The following is an 18,983-nucleotide window of genomic DNA, read 5'->3' as shown; positions in this document are numbered from 1 at the left end:
GGCGTTCATCAGCGGTTCAACTTCGGAGGTTCATCGGGTGCAATCCCGGCCGCGCTGAGCAGATGCTGGCGTGCAGGTCAAACCTGCCGACGCCAAGGAGCGTGTCCCGATGAAGGCCACCCTGCGACCGAGCCGCCGTGCCAGCCGCCATCCCGTCGACGAGGTCCTGCCGGTCGGCAAGCTCGCGGTGTACGGCACGCAGCACGTCCTCGCGTTCTACGCCGGCGCGGTAATCGTGCCGATCCTGCTGGCGAACTCGATCGGGCTCACCACCCAGCAACTCATCCACCTGATCAACGCCGACCTGTTCACCTGCGGCATCGCCTCGATCATCCAGTCCGTCGGATTCTGGAAGGTCGGCGTCCGGTTGCCGCTGCTGCAGGGCGTGACGTTCACGGCGGTGTCGCCGATGATCGCGATCGGCCTGGCCGCGGGCGGCGGGACGCAAGGCCTGCTCGTCATCTACGGCGCGGTCCTGGTCGCCGGTCTGGCCACCTTCTTCATCGCACCGTTCTTCAGCAAGCTGATCCGGTTCTTCCCACCGGTGGTGACCGGCTCGGTGATCACGATCATCGGCCTGGCGCTGCTGCCGGTGGCGGCCGGGGACGCGGTCGGCGGCGCGGGCCCGACAGCCGACCCGACCAGCGGGAAGAACCTGGCCTACGCGCTCGGGACGCTCGGGCTGATCGTGCTGATCCAGCGGGTCTTCAAGGGCTTCATGGCGACGATCGCCGTCCTGGTCGGCCTCGTCGCCGGCACGATGGTCGCCTGGGCGTTCGGCGACGCACACTTCGGCGCGGTCGCCGACTCGGCCTGGGTCGGGGTCACCCAGCCGTTCTACTTCGGCTGGCCGAAGTTCTCGATCGCGGCGATCATCTCGATGGTGGTGGTCATGCTGATCACCGCGGTCGAGACGACTGGTGACGTCTTCGCGACCGGCGAGATCGTGGAGAAGCGGATCGGCAAGGACGACATCGCCCGCGCGCTGCGGGCCGACGGCCTGGCCACCACGATCGGCGGTGTCTTCAACTCCTTCCCCTACACGTGCTTCGCGGAGAACGTCGGCCTGGTCCGGCTGACCCGGGTCCGCAGCCGCTGGGTGGTCGCGGCCGCCGGCGGGATCATGATCCTGATCGGCCTGGTGCCGAAGGCCGGCGCGGTCGTCGCGGGCGTCCCACACCCGGTACTGGGCGGCGCGGCGCTGGCGATGTTCGCCACCGTGGCCGTGGTCGGCATCCAAACGCTGGCCAAGGTCGACTTCCACGATCACCGCAATGTCGTCATCGTCGCGACCAGCCTCGGCCTGGCCATGTACGTCACCGCGCAGCCGGAGGTCGCCCAGGCCGTCCCGGGCTGGGCCGAGATCATCTTCGGCAGCGGCATCACGCTTGGCAGCCTGACCGCGATCGGTCTGAACATCCTGTTCCACCACGTCGGCAAGGACTACGGACCCGCGGTGGCCGGGCAGCCGGGTGACTCGGTCCGGCTGGACCAGGTGAACAAGATGAGCCGCGACGAGTTCGTCGAGACCTTCGCCGGCCTGTTCCAGGGGCCGCGCTGGGCGGTCGAGCGGGCCTGGGACATGCGGCCCTTCGCCGACACCCACGCCCTGCGCCGGTCCTTCCAGGAGGCGCTGTTCTCCGGCTCGCACGATGAGCAGCGCCAGCTCATCGAGGCGTACCCGCAGCTCGGCTCGCAGTTCGTCGCCGACGGGCTCAGCGGCGAGGCGTCGCTGCGGGACCAGTCGGACAAGGGCCTGACCTTCCTGGCCGATCTGGACCGGGACGAGCTGGCGACGATCACCGAGGCGTACAGCGAGCGGTTCGGCTTCCCGCTGGTCATCTCGGTCCGGGACGCGGACTCCTTCGACCGGATCGTCGAGCAGGGCCGGGAGCGGCTCGGCAACTGCGAGAACCAGGAGCACGCCGCCGCGCTGCTCGAGATCGCGAAGATCGCCGGATACCGGTTCGACGACTTCCTCTCCGACGCCAACCCGATTCATAGTGCAAGAACACGCTGGAGCAGTAACCGATGACGACACAGGCCCAGACGAGACAGACACCGCGTGCACCTGCTGTGAAGGTGAACGGCGAGGACACCGCGATCGGCGATGTCGCCGTCCACACCACCGCGCTGGACTGGCTCCGCGACCAAGGCCTCACCGGCGCGAAGGAAGGCTGTGCCGAAGGCGAGTGCGGCGCCTGCTCGGTTCTGGTGGCCCGGCCCGGCATCGACACCCAGACCGAGTGGACCGCGGTGAACGCCTGTCTGCTGCCGATCGCCTCCCTGGACGGTCAGGAGATCGTCACCTCGGAGGGGCTGGGCTCGCCGGCGGCACTGCACCCGGTGCAGGAGGAGATGGCCGTCCGCGGTGGATCGCAGTGCGGCTACTGCACCCCGGGCTTCATCTGCAGCATGGCGGCCGAGTACTACCGCCCCGGGCGTACGACGTCCACCGACGGCGATCACGAACACGGTCCGAACGGCTTCGATCTGCATTCGCTCAGCGGGAACCTGTGCCGATGCACCGGCTACCGGCCGATCCGGGACGCGGCGTACGCACTCGGTGACCCGACCGAGAACGACGCACTCGCCGTACGCCGGGACTCGCCGCCACCTCCGCCTGCAGTGACCGGGATGGTGACCGGTGAGGCTGAGTTCGTCCGGCCCGGATCGCTCGACGACGTGCTGGGCTTGCTGGTCGATCGGCCCGGGGCGCAGGTCGTGGCTGGGTCGACCGATCTCGGTGTGCAGGTGAACATCTTCGGCTCCCGCCCGCCACTGACTGTCGCGATCGACCGGCTGGCCGAGCTGCGCGAGTTCGCCTTCGGGCCGGACGAGGTCCGGCTGGGCGCCGCGCTCACACTGACGGAGATCGAGCGGCGGCTGGCCGGCCGGGTGCCGCTGCTGGCCCAGATGTTCCCGCAGTTCGCGTCCCGGCTGATCCGGAACGGCGCGACCATCGGCGGCAACCTGGGCACCGGTTCGCCGATCGGCGACACCCCGCCCGCGCTGCTCGCCCTGGATGCGTCGATCGTCCTGGCCTCGCGCCGAGGCGAGCGAGTGGTCGCGCTGGCGGACTACTTCACCGGCTACCGGCAGACGCTGAAGGCGCCCGACGAGCTGATCAAGACGATCGTGCTTCCGCTACCGCTCGAGCCGCTGACCGCGTTCCACAAGATCGCCAAGAGGCGCTTCGACGACATCTCGAGCGTCGCCATCGGGTACGCCGTCGACGTGGTGGACGGCGTCGTACGGCAGGCCCGGATCGGGATCGGCGGCGCCGCGGCCACACCGCTGCGGGCACGAGCCACCGAGGCGGCACTGATCGGTCAACCGTGGACCGAGCGGACGGTCCGCGAGGCGGCCGCGGTGATGGCCGCCGAGGGTACGCCGATGGACGACCACCGCGCGAGTGCGTCGTACCGCTCGGCGATGCTCGGCCAGTCGCTGCTCCGCTTCTACTTTGCTGACGAGGGGGCCGGCGCATGAGTTCGTTGTCCGAACGGCCAACGCAGGCGGTGGTTGGCGTACCACTGCCGCATGAGAGTGCCGCGCTGCATGTCACCGGTACTGCGCTCTACACCGACGATCTCGTGCAACGGACCCGCGATGTCCTGCACGCCTGGCCGGTCCAGTCGTCGCACACACATGCCCGGATCACAGCGCTCCGGGTGAAGCCGGCGTACGACGTGCCCGGCGTGGTGCGGGTGTTGACGGCGGACGACGTACCCGGGGTGAACGACGCGGGGGTGAAGCACGACGAGCCGTTGTTCCCGGGTGAGGTGATGTTCAACGGGCATGCCGTGTGCTGGGTACTCGCGGAGACGTTGGAGGCCGCGCGACTCGGGGCGCTGGCGGTGGAGGTCGAGTACGAACCGCTGCCCTCGCTGGTGACGGTGCGCGAGGCGATCGCGGCCAAGAGCTTCCAGGGCATCGGGCGGCACCTGGAGCGCGGCGAGGTGGATGCTGCGCTGGCCGGAGCAGCGCACGTGTTCCGGGGCGAGTTCGAGTTCGCCGGACAGGAGCACTTCTATCTGGAGACGCATGCGGCGCTGGCGCTGGTCGACGAGGGCGGTCAGATCTTCGTGCAGAGCAGCACACAGCATCCGTCCGAGACGCAGGAGATCGTCGCGCATGTGCTCGGTCTGGCCAGCCATGCGGTGACTGTGCAGTGCCTCCGGATGGGTGGAGGCTTCGGCGGCAAGGAGATGCAACCGCATGGCTTCGCCGCCATCGCGGCGCTCGGCGCGACGTTGACCGGCCGACCAGTGCGGTTGCGGCTCAATCGCACGCAGGACATGACGATGTCGGGCAAGCGGCACGGATTCCACAGCTCGTGGACCGTTGGGTTCGACTCGGACGGCCGGCTGGTGGCGTTGGATGCGACGCTGACCGCCGACGGCGGGTGGAGTCTGGATCTGTCCGAGCCGGTACTGGCGCGGGCGATGTGTCACATCGACAACGCTTACGAGATCCCGAATATCCGCGTGGACGGGCAGATCGCCAAGACGAACAAAACGTCGCAGACCGCGTTCCGCGGCTTCGGCGGACCGCAGGGCATGCTCGTGATCGAGGACATCCTCGGTCGGTGTGCGCCGCTGCTCGGGTACGACGCTCTGGAGCTGCGCCGGCGAAACTTCTACCAGGTCGGCGACTCGACGCCGTACGGGCAACCCGTGCGGCATGCGGACCGACTGGACTCTTGCTGGAGCCAGGTGATCTCTGGTGGGGACGTCGTGGCGCGCTCTGCCGAGATCGCGGCCTACAACGCTGCGCATCCGCATGTGAAGCGCGGGCTGGCGATGACGCCGGTCAAGTTCGGCATCTCGTTCAACCTGACCGCGTTCAACCAGGCCGGGGCGCTCGTGCACGTCTACAAGGACGGGTCGGTGCTGATCAACCACGGCGGCACCGAGATGGGCCAGGGCCTGCATACCAAGATGCTGCAGGTCGCGGCGACCACGCTCGGCGTGCCGCTGGCCCGGGTCCGGCTGGCTCCGACGCGTACCGACAAGGTGCCGAACACCTCGGCGACCGCGGCCTCGTCCGGCGCGGACCTCAACGGCGCGGCGATCAAGAACGCCTGCGAGCAGATCCGCGAACGGCTCGCGCAGGTCGCGGGCGGGCAGCTCGGCATCAGCCCGCACGACGTCCGCTTCGTCGACGGCGTCGTCCGCGGACTGTCCGGTGACGGCGTGGAGTGGAATGAGCTCGTCCGCGCTGCCTACCTGCAGCGAGTGCAGCTGTGGGCGGCCGGCTTCTACCGCACCGAGGGACTGCACTGGGACGCGAACGCCATGCACGGCGAGCCGTTCAAGTACTTCGCGTACGGCGTTGCCGCGGCCGAAGTGGAGGTGGACGGGTTCACCGGTGCCTACACGCTGCGGCGGGTCGACATCGTGCATGACGTGGGCGACAGCCTGAGCCCGTTGATCGACATCGGCCAGATCGAGGGCGGGTTCGTTCAGGGGACGGGTTGGTTGACGCTCGAGGATCTGCGCTGGGACGAGAGCGACGGGGATCGACGCGGACGGCTCGCGACGCAGGCGGCCAGCACCTACAAGCTGCCGAGCTTCTCGGAGATGCCGGAGGTCTTCAACGTCCGGCTGCTGGAGAAGGCCCACGAGGATGGCGCGGTCTACGGCTCGAAGGCGGTTGGTGAGCCGCCACTGATGCTCGCCTTCGCGGTCCGCGAGGCCCTGCGCCAGGCTGCCGCCGCGTTCGGTCCTGCCGGGACCAGCGTCGACCTCCCGTCGCCTGCGACGCCGGAGGCGGTCTATTGGGCGCTGGATCGCGCACGGGGTGGTGACTCATGGAGTGGATGAAGGCAGTCCAGCAGCTGCGTGCGGGGCGCCGGCCGGGCGTGTTGGTCACGGTGATGTCTGTTCGTGGGCACGCGCCGCGGGAGGCCGGCGCCAAGATGGTCGTTGCCGCTGACAACGTTTGGTCGACGGTCGGGGGTGGGAACCTGGAGTCGGTGGCCGTCGAGCGCTGCCGGGCAATGATCGCGGACGGTGTGGCCGAGCCCGAGGTGCTCGAGTTCGCGCTGTCGGACAAAGCGCCGTACCAGCATGGTGTTCAGTGTTGCGGCGGTGAGGTGAAGCTGCTGCTCGAGCCGTTGCCGGTGGTGCCGTCGGTGGCGATCTTCGGGGTCGGCCATGTCGGGCTCGAGCTCGCACGGATCCTGGCCCGGCATGACATCGAGTTGCATCTGGTCGACTCGCGGCCGGATCAGCTGACCGCGTCCCGGCTCGCGGTTCTCGATGACGCGGTGGCTCAGGTGCACGTCCATCAGGTGCCTTTGCTGCCGGAGCTCGTGGTCGGCGAGTTGCCGCCGGGCACCCACGCGCTGGTGATGACCCACGACCACGCCGAGGACGCCGCGCTGTGCGACGCCGCGATCCGCAACGAGCAGCTCGCCACGATCGGGCTGATCGGATCGCAGGCGAAGTGGGCCCGGTTCCGCCGCAAGCTCGCCGAGGACGGCAACTCATCGAAGGCGATCGATCGGATCACGACTCCGATCGGGCTGCCCGATCTGCCCGGCAAGGAACCAGCCGTCATCGCCGTCAGCGTCGCGGCCTGGCTCCTGCAGCAATTCTCCGCCGAGCGGCATCCCGCGTCGGCCCGATCTGCCGAGCGTCGCCCCACGCCGGCTCAGCGTGAGGCGAAGGCATGACCATCTTCCGAGGCACGTTCCTCGACACCCCGGACAACCCGTTCACCGGCGGCAGTCTGCGGGTCGACTCCGACGCCGGCCTGCTGGTCGAGTACGGCGTCATCGTTGCCCGAGGCCCCTTCCTGGAGATCCGGCAGGCGCACCCGGCCGAGCGGGTCGTCGACCTGAGCGGCGGCGTCGTACTGCCTGGTTTCGTGGACACGCACGTGCACTTCCCGCAGATCCGGGCGGTCGGCGGGCTGGGGTTGCCGCTGCTCGAGTGGCTGGATCGGTACGCGCTCCCCGAGGAAGCACGGACGGCGGACGTCGCCTACGCGACCGGGGTGGCCGGTGAGTTCGTCCGCGGGCTCGCGGCCGCGGGGACGACCTCGGCGCTGGTCTTCGGGGCGCACTACTCCGACGCGGTGGATGCACTCTTCAACGCCGCGTCGACTGTCGGACTGCGGATCACCAGTGGACTGGTCATGAGTGACCGGCTGCTGCGGCCGGAACTGCTGACCACGCCAGTCCGCGCGTACGCCGAATCGCTTGCCTTGGCCAACCGTTGGCACGGCGTCGGCCGGAACCGGTACGCCGTCACACCTCGCTTCTCGCTGTCCTGCACGGACGACCTCCTCGCGACCTGCCGCGAACTGATGGAGGCGGTCCCGGGCGCGCTGTTCACGTCGCACGTCAACGAGAACGAGGCCGAGATCGCGACCGTGGCCGATCTGTTCGGCGGCAGCGACTACGTCACGACGTACGACCGGCACGGATTGGTCGACCGCCGCTGCGTACTCGCCCACAACGTGCACCCGACCGACGTCGAGCTCAAGACGCTCGCCCTCGGTGGCGCGACCGTCGCGCATTGCCCGACCAGCAACGCCGCGCTCGGCAGCGGGTTGTTCCCGCTCGGCCGGCATCTGCAGCACGGCGTACGCGTAGCCCTCGGGTCGGACGTCGGCGCCGGAACTGGCTTCTCCCTCCTCAAGGAAGGCCTCCAGGCCTACTTCTGCCAGCAGTTGCTCGGCGATCACGGGCTCGCCCTGACCTCCGCCCACCTGCTGTATCTGGCCACCGCCGCAGGCGCTGAGGCACTCGGCCTCGACGAGGTCGGCCACCTGAGTGTCGGCCAACGCTTCGACGCCCAACTCCTCCGCCCCGCCGACGGCTCTCCCCTCGCCGTGGGAGTCGCCCACGCCAACGACGCCGACGAAACCCTCTCCCGCATCTTCACCCTCGGCACCCCCGCCGATGTCCAAGCCGTCTGGATCGACGGCGAACTACTCCACGGTTAGCCGTCAGCGGGGACCTCCTCCAGGGGTGACCCCGACGGTCGGACGCTATTTCGGCGCTCCTGTCGTTTCCGTGGGTCTCGGCCCGCCTGCCTTTGCGCACCGATCAAGCACCGAGCCGCCGCCGCGACGCTCGACTGGTGCACACCCCGGCGGAACGACAACCATCACCAGCCGGCGCCGGCGGGCGGCGACAGGCGCTGGCGCTGATGGGCAGCGGCAAGCCACAGCGGGCTCGGTCGCCGGCGGGCGGGGCCATCAAGAATTGGGTCGTCGGCAACTCGTGGGCGGCGGCGGGCGGCGGCGGTGGGAGGGGATTTCGGGCCGGCGCAGGGAGCTTGGACAACATGTCGGGGCCTGGGACAGGTCATGAGGTGTGCCAGGCCCCGACATGGTGTCCGCCCCCCCGCCCGCCACACGGCGCCCCCGGACGGTGGAGCCGATATCCGACCGCGTGCCGAGTTGTCTGCGGGTGTCCGAGGAGAGAACCCCTCGAGCCGAGGGGTTGTCCGGGCGGTCGTGTCGTATCGGTGGCTGCTCGATCGTGGCGGTGTCGATGCCGCTGTTGCGTGGATGAGTGCGGGTGCGGACCGGAGACACTCACCAACCCGCCGTCGGCTCACCGCGGCCCGGGATCGGAGCGTGACCGGGGCAGGACCGCGTCTGCTTGGTGAGTGCCAGCACGGCGGCATCGAGCCCGGACCCGTGGCCAATCCGGGTTCGGCCACAGCAGAGATCGACTTTGTGCACCAGATCCGTACCCGGAGACTGGCGCCGTACGGATCTCGTGCACAAAGTGACCGACCAAGGCAGCCCGGCCGGGTAGCCAGGCAGCCGGGCGGGGTAGCCAGGCAGCCGGGCGGGTGAGTGCGCCAACCCCGAGGCAACGAGCCTGGACCCTGCCCGAACGGGGTCGCCACGGCAGAGATCGACTTTGTGCACCAGATCCGTACCCGGAGACTGGCGCCGTACGGATCTCGTGCACAAAGTGACCGACCAAGGCAGCCCGGCCGGGTAGCCAGGCAGCCGGGCGAGGCAGCGAGGCAGTCGGGCTGCCGGGCGGGGCTCCCGGGCCGGCTCGTCGGTGGGCCACTGGCGCGGCTCGACGTACGAGTTGCGGCTCAGTCTCAGCCACTGCCCGCTGCGATCCGGATGGCCGTCCGGAGTCCCTAGTACTTGTCGGACCGACCTGTCCGGCCTACTTGTCCGCGCGACCCCGGGCGTCGTCTGTCTTGGACGCCGGGCGCTCAGGTGCCGGCGAGGAGGCGGGTCTGGGTTTTCGCTACCTGGGCGGCCAGGGCGGGTTCGTCGAGTGTGGTGACTGTGTCGTGCTCGACGACGGGGTGTCCGTTGACCAGGAGGAGTTTCAGGGGTGGGGGTGTGCCCAGGACCAGGGCGGCTATGGGGTCGGAGATGCCGGCGTGGGCCAGGGTGTTCAGGTTCCAGACGGCCAGGTCGGCGAGTTTGCCTGGCTCGAGGGAGCCGATGTCGTTCTCGCGGCCGAGGATGCGGGCGCCGTCGAGGGTGGCCATTTCGAGGGCGGCGCGGACGCCGAGGGCCTGGGGGCCGCCGCGGGCTCGGGCGAAGAGGAGGGCGTGGCGGAGTTCCTCGATGAGGCTGCCGGCTTCGTTGCTGGCGGCACCGTCTACGCCCAGGCCGACGGGACTGCCGGCGGCGCGGAGGTCGGCGGCTCGGGCTATGCCGGCGCCCAGGCGAGCGTTGGAGCTCGGGCAGTGGGCGACACCGGTGCCCGTCTGGCCCAGGCGCTTGATCTCGGCGTCGTCGAAGTGGATGCCGTGGGCGAACCACACGTCGGATCCGGTCCACCCGAGCTCAGCGGCGTACTCCAAAGGCGTGCAATTGAAGGTCTCGCGGCACCAATGGGTCTCGTCGGTGGTCTCGGCCAGGTGCGTGTGCAGCCGGACGCGCTTACGCCGGGCCAACGACGCCGCCTCGCGCATCAGGTCGCCACTCACGCTGAACGGCGAGCACGGCGCGACCACGATCTGCAGCATCGACTCCGGCGAAGGATCATGCCAGCGGTCGATCGCGGCCTCCGTCGCGGCGAGGATCTCGTCCCGATCCTCGACCACGGAGTCCGGCGGCAGCCCACCGTCCTTCTGCCCGCGATCCATCGATCCACGCGCCGGATGGAAGCGCAGCCCGATCTCGGCAGCGGCGGCGATCTCGGCCGCGAGCAGATCCCCACCACCGCGCGGGAAGAGATAGTGGTGATCCGCCGCGGTCGTGCACCCGGTAAGCGCGAGCCGCGCCAACGCAGCCTGAGCAGCCACATGCACCGACTCGTCAGAGATCCGAGCCCACACCGGATAGAGCGTGGTCAGCCAGCCGAACAACGTCGCATCGGCCGCGAGACCGCGAGTGACCCACTGATACAGATGCTGATGTGTGTTGACGAAGCCGGGTGTGACGAGACAGCCTTGTCCATCGATCACCCGTGCTCCGTCGTACGCCGGCGCCAGACCAGGGCCGACGGCAACAATACGGTTGCCCTCGACAACCACATGTCCGGTGAACTCATGCCGCTCCGGATCGACCGTGACCACGGCCGCCCCGTCGATCACGATCGTGTTCATCACTGCCTCAGCAGAAGCCCGGTACGGCGTGCCACGCGCTGCCGGCGTCACTCGCGTCGTCCCGGACCACAGTGGCCTCGATCAGGCCGTACGGGCGATCCGCGGCGATGAACACCTCACCCGGGTTCTCCACGTCGAACGGACTCAGATCGACCAGGAAGTGGTGTTTGTTCGGCGCCGAGAACTTGATCTCCGCGACCTCCGGATGCTGCTGCAGGACAGCCTCACCCATCCCGTACAGCGTCTGCTGCAACGCCAGACTGTGGATCTTCGCGAACTGCTCGAGCAGCAGTCCCTTGATCTCGTCGTAGGACTTGTCCCAGTCGACCTCGGTGTGGTCGTACCGCCACCGCGCGACCAGCGACGTGGCCAGGATGCGGTCGTCGGTCTCCGGCAGCGTCGTGTACTTGTCCTTGAGGAACCCGTGGAACTCCGACCCGGTCGACTTCAGCACGACCAGATCGCGAATGCCGGACACGACGTACCGCTTCTGCTCGTCACCGCGGCCCTCCACGTTGACGACCGTCGTACGTACGCCGCTGCCGGCCCGGACGAACGAGTGGTCGTGCGGCGAACCGTCGACGGAGATCCGCTCCCAGGCGTACTCCTCCACCTCGATCCGCGCCCCGTCGGCCGCCGGCGACGCGTCCAGGAAGTGCGCGCCGAGCGTCAGCGCGTAGTCCTCGATCGCCCCGACGCCCTTCTCCTTGGCGAAGGCGAACGCGGTGTTCTTCTGCGTGTCGGTCGGCAGCACGTCGCTCTGGTCACCGGTGGTGTGCGCGGACTCGAACCGGCCGCGGAGGGCGGACGAGACGTTCAGGTCGCGGATCTGGTGGCGGGGCGTGTCGCGATAGATCCGGACGACGCGGCTCTCGGCCTTGCCGTACTGGTTGGCTCCCAGGTGGATGGCCATCGGGCTCAACTCCCTCGGTAGGTAGAAAACGCGAATGGGCTGAGCAGCAACGGGACGTGGTAGTGCCGCTCGTCGGCGACCGTGAAGGTCACGGTGACCTCGGGAAAGAACATGTCCTGGCCGGATGCGACCGCATACGCGGCGACGTCGAACCAGAGCCGATACGTGCCGGCCGGCAACGCCGGCTCCAGCTCGGCGATCCGCCCGTCGTCATCCGTCGTACCGGTCGCCAGTACGACGTCCTGCTCGCCGGTGACCCGGGACAGGCGAACCGGCACACCGTGCGCCGGGAGCCCCAGCCCGGTGTCGAGAACATGTGTGCTCAGGCTGCTCATGCCTCCACCACCTTGGCGAGTCGGAGCAGCGCGATCTTGCGCAGTTCCTCGCGTACGACGGCGACCTCGGTGGCGTCGTCGTGGGTGAGCCGGCGGCGGAGGCTGGTGAGCATCTGCTCCGCCGACAGGCCGGTGGCGCAGATCAGGAACACCCGGCCGAACCGCTGCTCGTACTCACGGTTGCCCTCGGCAAGGGCCTCCCGGACCTCGGGATCCGCGCCGACGCCGGACTGTTCCCGGCGCGACCAGGCGACCTCGGTGCCGGCGCCCTGTGGGCGGTCCCCGATCCGTGGGTGCGCCTGGAGAGCGCGATCGACCTCGTCGTCGTCGAGCTCTCGCAGCGACTGGTCGGCGACCGCGGTCAGTGCGGCGAGGTCGCCGTACGGCCGCTTGGCCAGGAGTCCGTCGACCCAGCGGGGGACGTCACAGCAGGCCGCCAGCATCGGACGCAGCCGGTCGGCCGGAGCGGAGTTGAACTCCTGCAGGTCCACGGATCACACCTTCTCGAATCCCGAAATCGACTTTCCGTATGACGAGAGTGGCATCCGCCTCGCTCGTCGTCAACAGTTTGTTGAAAAGCCGGGTCAGTCGCGCGCCCGGTTGAGGTAGTTGTAGACGGTGAAGCGGGTGACGCCGAGCGCCTCGGCGACGATCTCCGCGGACTTCCGGTACTCGAAGGCACCGCGGGCCTCGAGCATGAGGACTGCCTGCTGCTTCTGACCCCGGGAGAGCGTGTTCAGCGGTGCGCCGAGCTCGTCGGCAACCTCCGCGAGCAGTGAGCTCACGCCACCCTCAGGAGCCTTCACGGGAAGGCGGACAGCGATCAGCGGCTCGCCCTCCCACAGCAGTGGTACGTCGTCGTCGCGTGCCTCCTCGGGTACGACGAGTTCGGCGTCCAGTCGCTCGATCAGCGGCGAGATCGCCGTGATCAGCGGATGGACCTCCGGCTCAGGCATCGCGGCGTACCTGCAAGGTCACCTGGCTCGCGCCGCCCGCGAAGGCGGCCGCCAGCACGTCGGGCAGCGCGGGCAGGAGCAGCTCCTGCTCGCCGCGGACCTGTGTGCCCAGCGGGCCGAAGTCGCACTCGAGACCGGCTTCCTGCGCCGCTCGCAGAGCCTCGGTGGCGTGAGCGGGTGGCGTTCCTTCGACGTCGAAGGGTTCGGTGGTGAACTCCGCAACCAGTCGCATCTAGTGAGGCTAGCGCTCCGATCGCAGCGGGCGACGGGCCAGCTTCGCGAGTCCCGCGATGTCGACGCCGATGAGCTTGTCGACCTCCGCCGGGTCCACCGCCCCGCAGTCGAGGCCGCGCAAAACGAAGCCCGCCAGGGCCGCGGCGGTTGCCGGCTCGTCGAGGTAGCCGGACTCGCCCTGGCCGAGGTACGCGCGCAACCGGGTGGCGGCTGTCTCGAGTCCCTCGCGATAGAAGAGATACGTCGCGACGAAGCGAGTCGGCAGCTGAGCCGGGTGCATGTCCCAGCCCTGGTAGATGCCGCGCGCGAGTGAGCGTCGTACCAGCCGATAGTGGAGGCGCCAGGCTGCGTGAACGGCGTCGCCGATCGGGAGGACGTTCGTGGAGCCGTCGGAGACGAACACACCGGTCCCGGCCGCGGCCAGCTGCATCACGTCCTTGGCGTGGTCGGCCACGGGATGCTCCATGCTCTGGTACGCCGCGGCGACACCCAGCGAGGCCGAGTAGTCGTACGTGCCGTAGTGCAGGCCGGTGACGCGGCCCGCGCCGGCCTTGATCATCCGCGCGATCAACGCCGTCCCGTCCGACCCGAGGATCGCCTGTGGGGTCTCGACCTGGATCTCGAACTTCAGCTCAGATGCGCCGTACTCGACCTCGAGCGCCTCCAGCACTACCACCATCGCCTCGACCTGCTCGACCGAGGTCACCTTCGGCAACGTGACCACGAATCCGTCCGTCAGGCCGCCCGCCGCCGTCAGCTCACGGACGAACAGATCCAGCGTCCGCACCCCACGCCGCCGGGTCGGCGCCTCGAGCGACTTGATCCGCAGCCCGTGGTACGGCGCCACCGCGCTGGCGCCGTCCGCCGACGCCCCGGCCCGCACGCTCCGCGTCAAGGCGCGAGCCGCGGCGACGACCGCGGCGTCCTCTTCCTCGTCGGATCGGGTCCCGTAGCCGTCCTCGAAGTCGATCCGGAGATCCTCGATCGGCTCCCGCGCCAGCTTGGCGCGAACACGCTCGAAGACCTCGCCCATCAGCCCGGGCGGCAGCTCCAGCACGTCCGCGAGCACCTCGGCCGAGCCGCCGTACTCGCTCAGCACCGCGGTTGCCTCTGCACCCCAGGCGCCGACGGTGTTCACGTCGTACTTGTCGGCCGGCACGTAGACCGTGTGCACCGGCTGCCGGACGCCGCGGTCGCCCGGGTAGTCCGCCGCCAGCGCTGCGTCGGCGTCCGCCAACCGCCGATCCAGCTCGCCGACCAGATCCTCCAGGCTCATGCGGGCCACCTCTCACGCTAGAATTCCGTATTGCGGAGACTAATATCTACTCTGCGGAAGACACAAGGTCCACATTTTCCGGAATCTGGCGCTAAACTTCCGTCATCCGGAAACCCTCGAGAGGCTGGATCCATGGCGGAAGCGAACGGCGGCAAGGGCCGCACCGGCAGTGTGCAGTCCATCGAACGCGCCTTCGGGCTGCTCGAGACCATGGCCGACGCGGGCGGGATGATGGGCCTGTCCCAGCTCGCCACGGCGTCCGGCCTGCCGCTGCCAACCATCCACCGGTTGGTTCGCACCCTGGTCGACCTCGGCTACCTGCGTCAAGAACCCTCGCGCCAGTACGTCCTCGGCCCGAAGCTGATCCGTCTCGGCGAGAGCTCCTCACACATGCTCAGTGTCTGGGCACGCCCGCACCTCGCGCGGCTGGTCGACGAGCTCGGCGAGTCCGCCAACATGGCGATGCTCGACGGCGACCAGGTCGTCTACCTCGCCCAGGTCCCGTCCCGGCACTCGATGCGCATGTTCACCGAGGTCGGCCGCCGGGTCCTCCCGCACTGCACCGCCGTCGGCAAGGCGATCCTCGCCCAGCTCCCGGAGTCCGAGGTGCGCGACCTCCTCCACCGCACCGGTATGCCGAGGCACACCGACAACACCCTCACCACCCCGGACGCCTTCACCGCGCAGCTGCACAAGGCTGAGGAGTACGGCTACGCCACGGACGAAGGCGAACAGGAGGTCGGCGTCCGCTGTGTCGCGGTAGCGGTCCCCGACGCTCCGTCCCGACTGGCCATCTCCATCTCCGGCCCCGCGGGCCGCATGACCGAAGATCTGGTCGAGCGAGCCGTCCCTCTCCTCACGCAGGCCGCCAAAGCCCTGTCCGACGACCTGCGCTGAGGTGCGCGGCTAGGGGGCGTAGGTGCGCCAGCGTTCGGTGAGGACGTAGCCGAGGGATTCGTTGGCCTGCAGGCTCGCCTGGTTCGCGGCGGCGCCGCCGGTGCTGAAGCTCTTGATGCCGAGGTCGAGGAAGGCGAGGATCGACGCCGCCTTCACGGCCTGGCCGACGCCGCGTCTGCGGTACGCCGCCAGCACCGAGGTGAACCTGGTGTCACCGAAGCCTTCGCGGACGCGGATCACCGTGGCACCGACCAGGCGGCCACCGTCGAACGCGCCGAACACCCGGTGGAGCGGCCAGAGGCCCTGGGTGTCGGAGAGGTCACCGACGACGCGATGGGTGGCGGGGGTGTAGGGGTAGTCGGGCTCGTTGGACTTCTCCAGGGCATGGAGAGCCTTGGCTGACTCCGGGCCGACTTCGCGAATGGTGAGTCCGCCGGCGACCGCACGGCGTACGGCGGAGTCCAGCAACTCGCGGTCGGGGTTGTGCAGGCGGACGGCCCAGGACTCGGCGACCACGCGGTAGCCGGCGGCTTCCAGCTCGGCACACCGCGGGTCGCCCTCCTGCACAATCACGTAGTCGCCCATCTCGCGATTGTCGCTCCTCAGCCCAGCTTGCGCAGTAGCGGAAGCACGTCCTCGGTGAACTGGGTGAGGAAGCGTTCCTGGTCGTGGCCGGGGCCGTGTACGACGAAGTGGTTGAAGCCGGCGTCCAGGTAGGGCTGGAACTGCTTGACGACCTCGTCGGGATCGGAGGCGACGATCCAGCGCTGCGCGACCTGCTCGATCGGCAGCTCGTCGGCCAGCCGCTCCATCTCGGTCGCGCTCGTGACGCTGTGCTTCTGCTCCGGCGTCAGCGACAGCGGCGCCCAGAACCGGGTGTTCTCCAGCGCGGCGGCGGGGTCGCGGTCGTAGGAGACCTTGACCTCGAGCATCCGGTCGAGATCCTCGAACGTCTTGCCGGCCTTCTCGGCGCCTTCCTTCACGGCGGGGATCAGCTTGTCGGTGTAGAGCTCCATGCCCTTGCCCGACGTCGCGATGAACCCGTCGCCGGCGCGACCGGCGTACTTGGCGACCAGCGGTCCGCCGGCGGCGACGTACACCTTGAGCGGGGTCTCCGGCCGGTCGTAGATGAACGCGTCGACGGTCTTGTAGTACGGACCCTCGGCGTTGACGCCGTCCTTCGTCCACAGGTCGCGGATCAGCTGCACGGCCTCCCGCAGCCGGGCGAACCGCTCCTTGAACTCCGGCCACTCCATCCCGGACACGGCGATCTCGTTCAGCGCCTCGCCGGTGCCGACGCCGAGCATCACGCGGCCCGGGTACAGCTCGCCGAGCGTGGCGAACGCCTGCGCGATCACCGCCGGGTTGTACCGGAAGGTCGGCGTGAGCACCGACGTCCCGAGCAGCACCCGGTTGGTCCGCTCGCCGACCGCCGCCATCCAGGCGAGCGCGAACGGCGCGTGACCGCCCTCGTGCCGCCACGGCAGGAAGTGGTCCGACACGGTCACACTGTCGAGCCCGAGCTCTTCGGCCCGGACCGAGTACTCCACCAGCTCCCGCGGCCCGAACTGCTCCGCCGAAGCCTTGTACCCGACTCGAATGCTCACCCTCTGCTCCCAACGTCGTCTGCTCGTACTCGGTGGACAACCGCGTCCGGGTCCGACTTTATGCCGCCGGGGGTAACCCACGGCGTGGCGGCGTGGACGTTTGACCAAGGGCATGGGGTCGGGAAGGATATGGGCCCGGCGCGGTCCGCGCCGCACCTTCGCCGACCGGCCCCAGCCTGGTCCTGCTGAGAAGGCAAAGGGACTTCCTGTCTCGGACCGCTCGTCCTGGTCAACTGCCTCGGGCGGGATCGCTGGGGGATCGCGTGCGAGTGCGTGGAAGGCCAGATGACAGCGCACAGGAACTTCATGCAGCGGGTCCGTGCCCGCGCCGCCAAGACGGGCGAGTCCTACACGGCTGCCCTCCGGCACTTCCGTCCGACTCCCCCAGGAGAAGACATGCCGGAACACACCACCCTGCGGATCGCCGTCGCCCAGTCGACGGTCCGCCGAGATCCCACCAACACCGCCCTGCTCCGCGCGAGTGGCACCGAGGTCCGCGACCTGATGCGGCAGGCGGCCGCGGCAGGCGCCCGCCTCGTCCACTTCACCGAAGGCGCGCTCTGCTTCCCGAGCAAGCACGTGATGTCCGAGCTAGGCCCGGACGAGGTCGGCCCGTCGGACTGGAGCAAGACCGACTGGGCGGTGCTGCACGACGAGCTGGACCAGATCACCAAGCTCTCGCGTGAGCTGAACATCTGGACCGTGATCCCGTCCGTACATCCACTGCCCGGGGCCCGGCCGCACAACAGCGTGTACGTCGTCTCAGCCGCGGGCAAGGTGGTCGCGCGGTACGACGAACGCACGCTGTCGACCACGAAGATCACCTGGATGTACACCCCGGGCAGGGAGCCGGTGACCTTCGACATCGACGGCTATCGATTCGGCCTCGCGCTCGGGCTGGACGTGCTCTTCCCGGAGCTGTTCACGGAGTACGACCGCCTCGACGTGGACGCCGTACTCGTGTCGTACGCGAGCACCGGCGTCGGGCAGAACGAGCACATCGGGGTCCAGACCCGCGGGACGGCCGCGACCAACACCTACTGGATCAGCCTGGCTGTGCCGGCCAATCCGGGGGCCGGTCTGGATTCGGGCGTGAGCGATCCGCACGGGGTCTGGGCGGTGCGGGGACCCGCGGACAGTACGCCGGGGATCGCCGTGACCGACCTGAACCGGGTGGACGTGAGCCAGATCGGCCGCGACTTCCGGCGCCGGACCCGGGAGCGCATCGGCTCCTGAGGCCTCACACCTCCGGGTGCTGACGCGTTCCATCAGCATGAACAGGCATGCGATCGTCAGCACCCGGATCGGGGACCTCACGCTGGTCGCCTCGGACAACGCGCTCGCCGGCGTCTACTTCCCGCATCACTGGGTGAAGCCGTCGCCGGACGTGCTCGGTGACCTGGTCGAAGCCACCGACCCGGTCATCGCCGAGGCGGCCCGCGAGCTGGACGAGTACCTGACCGGTGAGCGAACCACGTTCGACCTCCCGACCGTCCTCCGCGGTGACGAGTTCCAGCGCCGCGTCTGGTCGATCCTCGAGGAGATCCCGTACGGCGAAACGACGACGTACGGCGAGATCGCGGCGCGACTCGGTGACAACGCCCAGGCGGTCGGGAAGGCGGTCGGTCAGAACCCGCTGTCGATCGTTGTACCGTGCCACCGGGTGATCGGGAAGAACGGCTCACTGACCGGGTACGCCGGCGGCCTCGAGCGCAAGCAGTTCCTCCTCGAGTTGGAGGAGCCGGTGGGCGCGCGGCTCTTCTAGGACAGGTCGCCCACCTGCTGGGCGTACCACTCGACCTCGACCAGGTGTTCGGCGATCTGGCGGAGGGTCCAGTTGGCGCCGCGGTCCTTGTCCCACTCGGCCGGGTCGACCGCGGCGTACCGCAGGGCGAACGTCCGTCCCAGCCGGCTCAACCGCTGCTCGGCCTCGCGCACGTCGTCCACCGTGAACGGCGCGAGGTCGGCGGCGGAGGTGAGCGCGCTCGCGTGCCACTCGTCCGGCTGGGTCGGTACGCCGGCCAGCAGCGCCTCCACTTCGGCCAGGTGATCGACGAGGTGGTCCGCGATCCGGCGGACGGCCTTGTGCGGGGTGAAGGTGCGGTCGTCGTCGGAGATGCGGGGCTGCCCGTCCCAAGCCGGCCAGGTGGCGACCAATCGGAGCGAGCGCTCGACCGCCTGCGGAACCAGTTCTCCAGGGTTCTCAGTCATG

18 protein-coding genes are annotated in these 18,983 nt (G+C 69.2%); 8 read left to right on the top strand and 10 right to left on the bottom strand.

The features are described from left to right. Positions 1-109 precede the first annotated feature (109 nt). Genes uraD (OG555_RS14850) through OG555_RS14830 form a run of 5 tightly spaced genes read left to right on the top strand, consistent with a single transcriptional unit; the run spans position 110 to position 7,959 of the window. Positions 110-2,035: a 2-oxo-4-hydroxy-4-carboxy-5-ureidoimidazoline decarboxylase gene (gene uraD / locus OG555_RS14850; RefSeq protein WP_329483456.1), complete on the top strand. Its 1,926-nt coding sequence runs from the start codon at positions 110-112 to the stop codon at positions 2,033-2,035. Then, a complete protein-coding gene (locus OG555_RS14845; protein ID WP_329483455.1) occupies positions 2,032-3,492 on the top strand; it encodes a xanthine dehydrogenase small subunit in 1,461 nt (486 codons plus the stop codon). The genes uraD (OG555_RS14850) and OG555_RS14845 overlap by 4 nt, the downstream gene beginning before the upstream one ends. Next, positions 3,489-5,828, top strand: coding sequence for a xanthine dehydrogenase molybdopterin binding subunit (gene xdhB / locus OG555_RS14840; RefSeq protein ID WP_329483454.1), 2,340 nt, complete (start codon positions 3,489-3,491; stop codon positions 5,826-5,828). The genes OG555_RS14845 and xdhB overlap by 4 nt, the downstream gene beginning before the upstream one ends. Continuing rightward, the gene (gene xdhC, locus OG555_RS14835; RefSeq protein ID WP_329483453.1) at positions 5,816-6,682 is read left to right on the top strand and encodes a xanthine dehydrogenase accessory protein XdhC; all 867 of its coding nucleotides are present in this window, start codon (positions 5,816-5,818) and stop codon (positions 6,680-6,682) included. The genes xdhB and xdhC overlap by 13 nt, the downstream gene beginning before the upstream one ends. Continuing rightward, entirely contained in the window at positions 6,679-7,959 is a 1,281-nt protein-coding gene (locus tag OG555_RS14830) for a guanine deaminase (protein ID WP_329483452.1), read from the top strand. Before xdhC ends, OG555_RS14830 begins: the two co-directional genes overlap by 4 nt. Positions 7,960-9,203: 1,244 nt before the next feature. Here OG555_RS14830 and OG555_RS14825 read toward each other — a convergent pair. From OG555_RS14825 to OG555_RS14795, 7 genes are all read right to left on the bottom strand, one after another. Next, entirely contained in the window at positions 9,204-10,553 is a 1,350-nt protein-coding gene (locus tag OG555_RS14825) for an 8-oxoguanine deaminase (protein WP_329483451.1), read from the bottom strand. A gap of 7 nt (positions 10,554-10,560) precedes the next feature. Then, the gene (gene pucL / locus OG555_RS14820; protein WP_329483450.1) at positions 10,561-11,466 is read right to left on the bottom strand and encodes a factor-independent urate hydroxylase; all 906 of its coding nucleotides are present in this window, start codon (positions 11,464-11,466) and stop codon (positions 10,561-10,563) included. Positions 11,467-11,471: 5 nt separating this feature from the next. Then, positions 11,472-11,801: a hydroxyisourate hydrolase gene (gene uraH, locus OG555_RS14815; RefSeq protein WP_329483449.1), complete on the bottom strand. Its 330-nt coding sequence runs from the start codon at positions 11,799-11,801 to the stop codon at positions 11,472-11,474. Continuing rightward, on the bottom strand, positions 11,798-12,292 hold the full coding sequence (gene uraD / locus OG555_RS14810) for a 2-oxo-4-hydroxy-4-carboxy-5-ureidoimidazoline decarboxylase (protein ID WP_329483448.1): 495 nt from the start codon (positions 12,290-12,292) through the stop codon (positions 11,798-11,800). Before uraD (OG555_RS14810) ends, uraH begins: the two co-directional genes overlap by 4 nt. Before the next feature lie 93 nt (positions 12,293-12,385). Next, positions 12,386-12,757: a helix-turn-helix domain-containing protein gene (locus OG555_RS14805; protein WP_329483447.1), complete on the bottom strand. Its 372-nt coding sequence runs from the start codon at positions 12,755-12,757 to the stop codon at positions 12,386-12,388. Next, positions 12,750-12,989 (bottom strand): hypothetical protein, encoded by a 240-nt coding sequence (locus OG555_RS14800; RefSeq protein WP_328525156.1) that lies wholly within the window; start codon positions 12,987-12,989, stop codon positions 12,750-12,752. The genes OG555_RS14805 and OG555_RS14800 overlap by 8 nt, the downstream gene beginning before the upstream one ends. A 9-nt stretch (positions 12,990-12,998) precedes the next feature. Next, positions 12,999-14,267, bottom strand: coding sequence for a DUF6986 family protein (locus OG555_RS14795; protein WP_329483446.1), 1,269 nt, complete (start codon positions 14,265-14,267; stop codon positions 12,999-13,001). A 132-nt stretch (positions 14,268-14,399) separates the two neighbouring features. On the opposite strand from OG555_RS14795, the gene OG555_RS14790 reads away from it, so the two are divergent. Then, complete coding sequence (locus OG555_RS14790; RefSeq protein ID WP_329483445.1) at positions 14,400-15,164, top strand: IclR family transcriptional regulator; 765 nt, start codon at positions 14,400-14,402, stop codon at positions 15,162-15,164. Positions 15,165-15,173: 9 nt separating this feature from the next. Here OG555_RS14790 and OG555_RS14785 read toward each other — a convergent pair whose 3' ends face one another. After that, a complete protein-coding gene (locus OG555_RS14785) occupies positions 15,174-15,749 on the bottom strand; it encodes a GNAT family N-acetyltransferase (protein ID WP_329483444.1) in 576 nt (191 codons plus the stop codon). Positions 15,750-15,766: 17 nt separating this feature from the next. Continuing rightward, complete coding sequence (gene fgd, locus OG555_RS14780) at positions 15,767-16,771, bottom strand: glucose-6-phosphate dehydrogenase (coenzyme-F420) (RefSeq protein WP_329483443.1); 1,005 nt, start codon at positions 16,769-16,771, stop codon at positions 15,767-15,769. A 285-nt stretch (positions 16,772-17,056) separates the two neighbouring features. On the opposite strand from fgd, the gene OG555_RS14775 reads away from it, so the two are divergent. Both OG555_RS14775 and OG555_RS14770 read left to right on the top strand, forming a co-directional pair. Further along, on the top strand, positions 17,057-18,007 hold the full coding sequence (locus OG555_RS14775; protein WP_329483442.1) for a carbon-nitrogen hydrolase family protein: 951 nt from the start codon (positions 17,057-17,059) through the stop codon (positions 18,005-18,007). 37 nt (positions 18,008-18,044) lie between these two features. Beyond that, on the top strand, positions 18,045-18,536 hold the full coding sequence (locus OG555_RS14770; RefSeq protein ID WP_329483440.1) for a methylated-DNA--[protein]-cysteine S-methyltransferase: 492 nt from the start codon (positions 18,045-18,047) through the stop codon (positions 18,534-18,536). Here the strand turns inward: OG555_RS14770 and OG555_RS14765 are convergent. After that, positions 18,533-18,982 carry a hypothetical protein gene (locus OG555_RS14765; protein WP_329483438.1) on the bottom strand — a complete coding sequence of 150 codons (450 nt, stop codon included), beginning with the start codon at positions 18,980-18,982 and terminating at the stop codon, positions 18,533-18,535. The genes OG555_RS14770 and OG555_RS14765 overlap by 4 nt on opposite strands. Between the last annotated feature and the right edge of the window lies 1 nt (position 18,983).

The sequence above is a fragment of the Kribbella sp. NBC_01484 genome (assembly GCF_036227145.1).
In the GTDB taxonomy this organism is placed as follows: Bacteria; Actinomycetota; Actinomycetes; order Propionibacteriales; family Kribbellaceae; genus Kribbella.
This window is presented reverse-complemented; position numbering and strand designations above follow the sequence as displayed.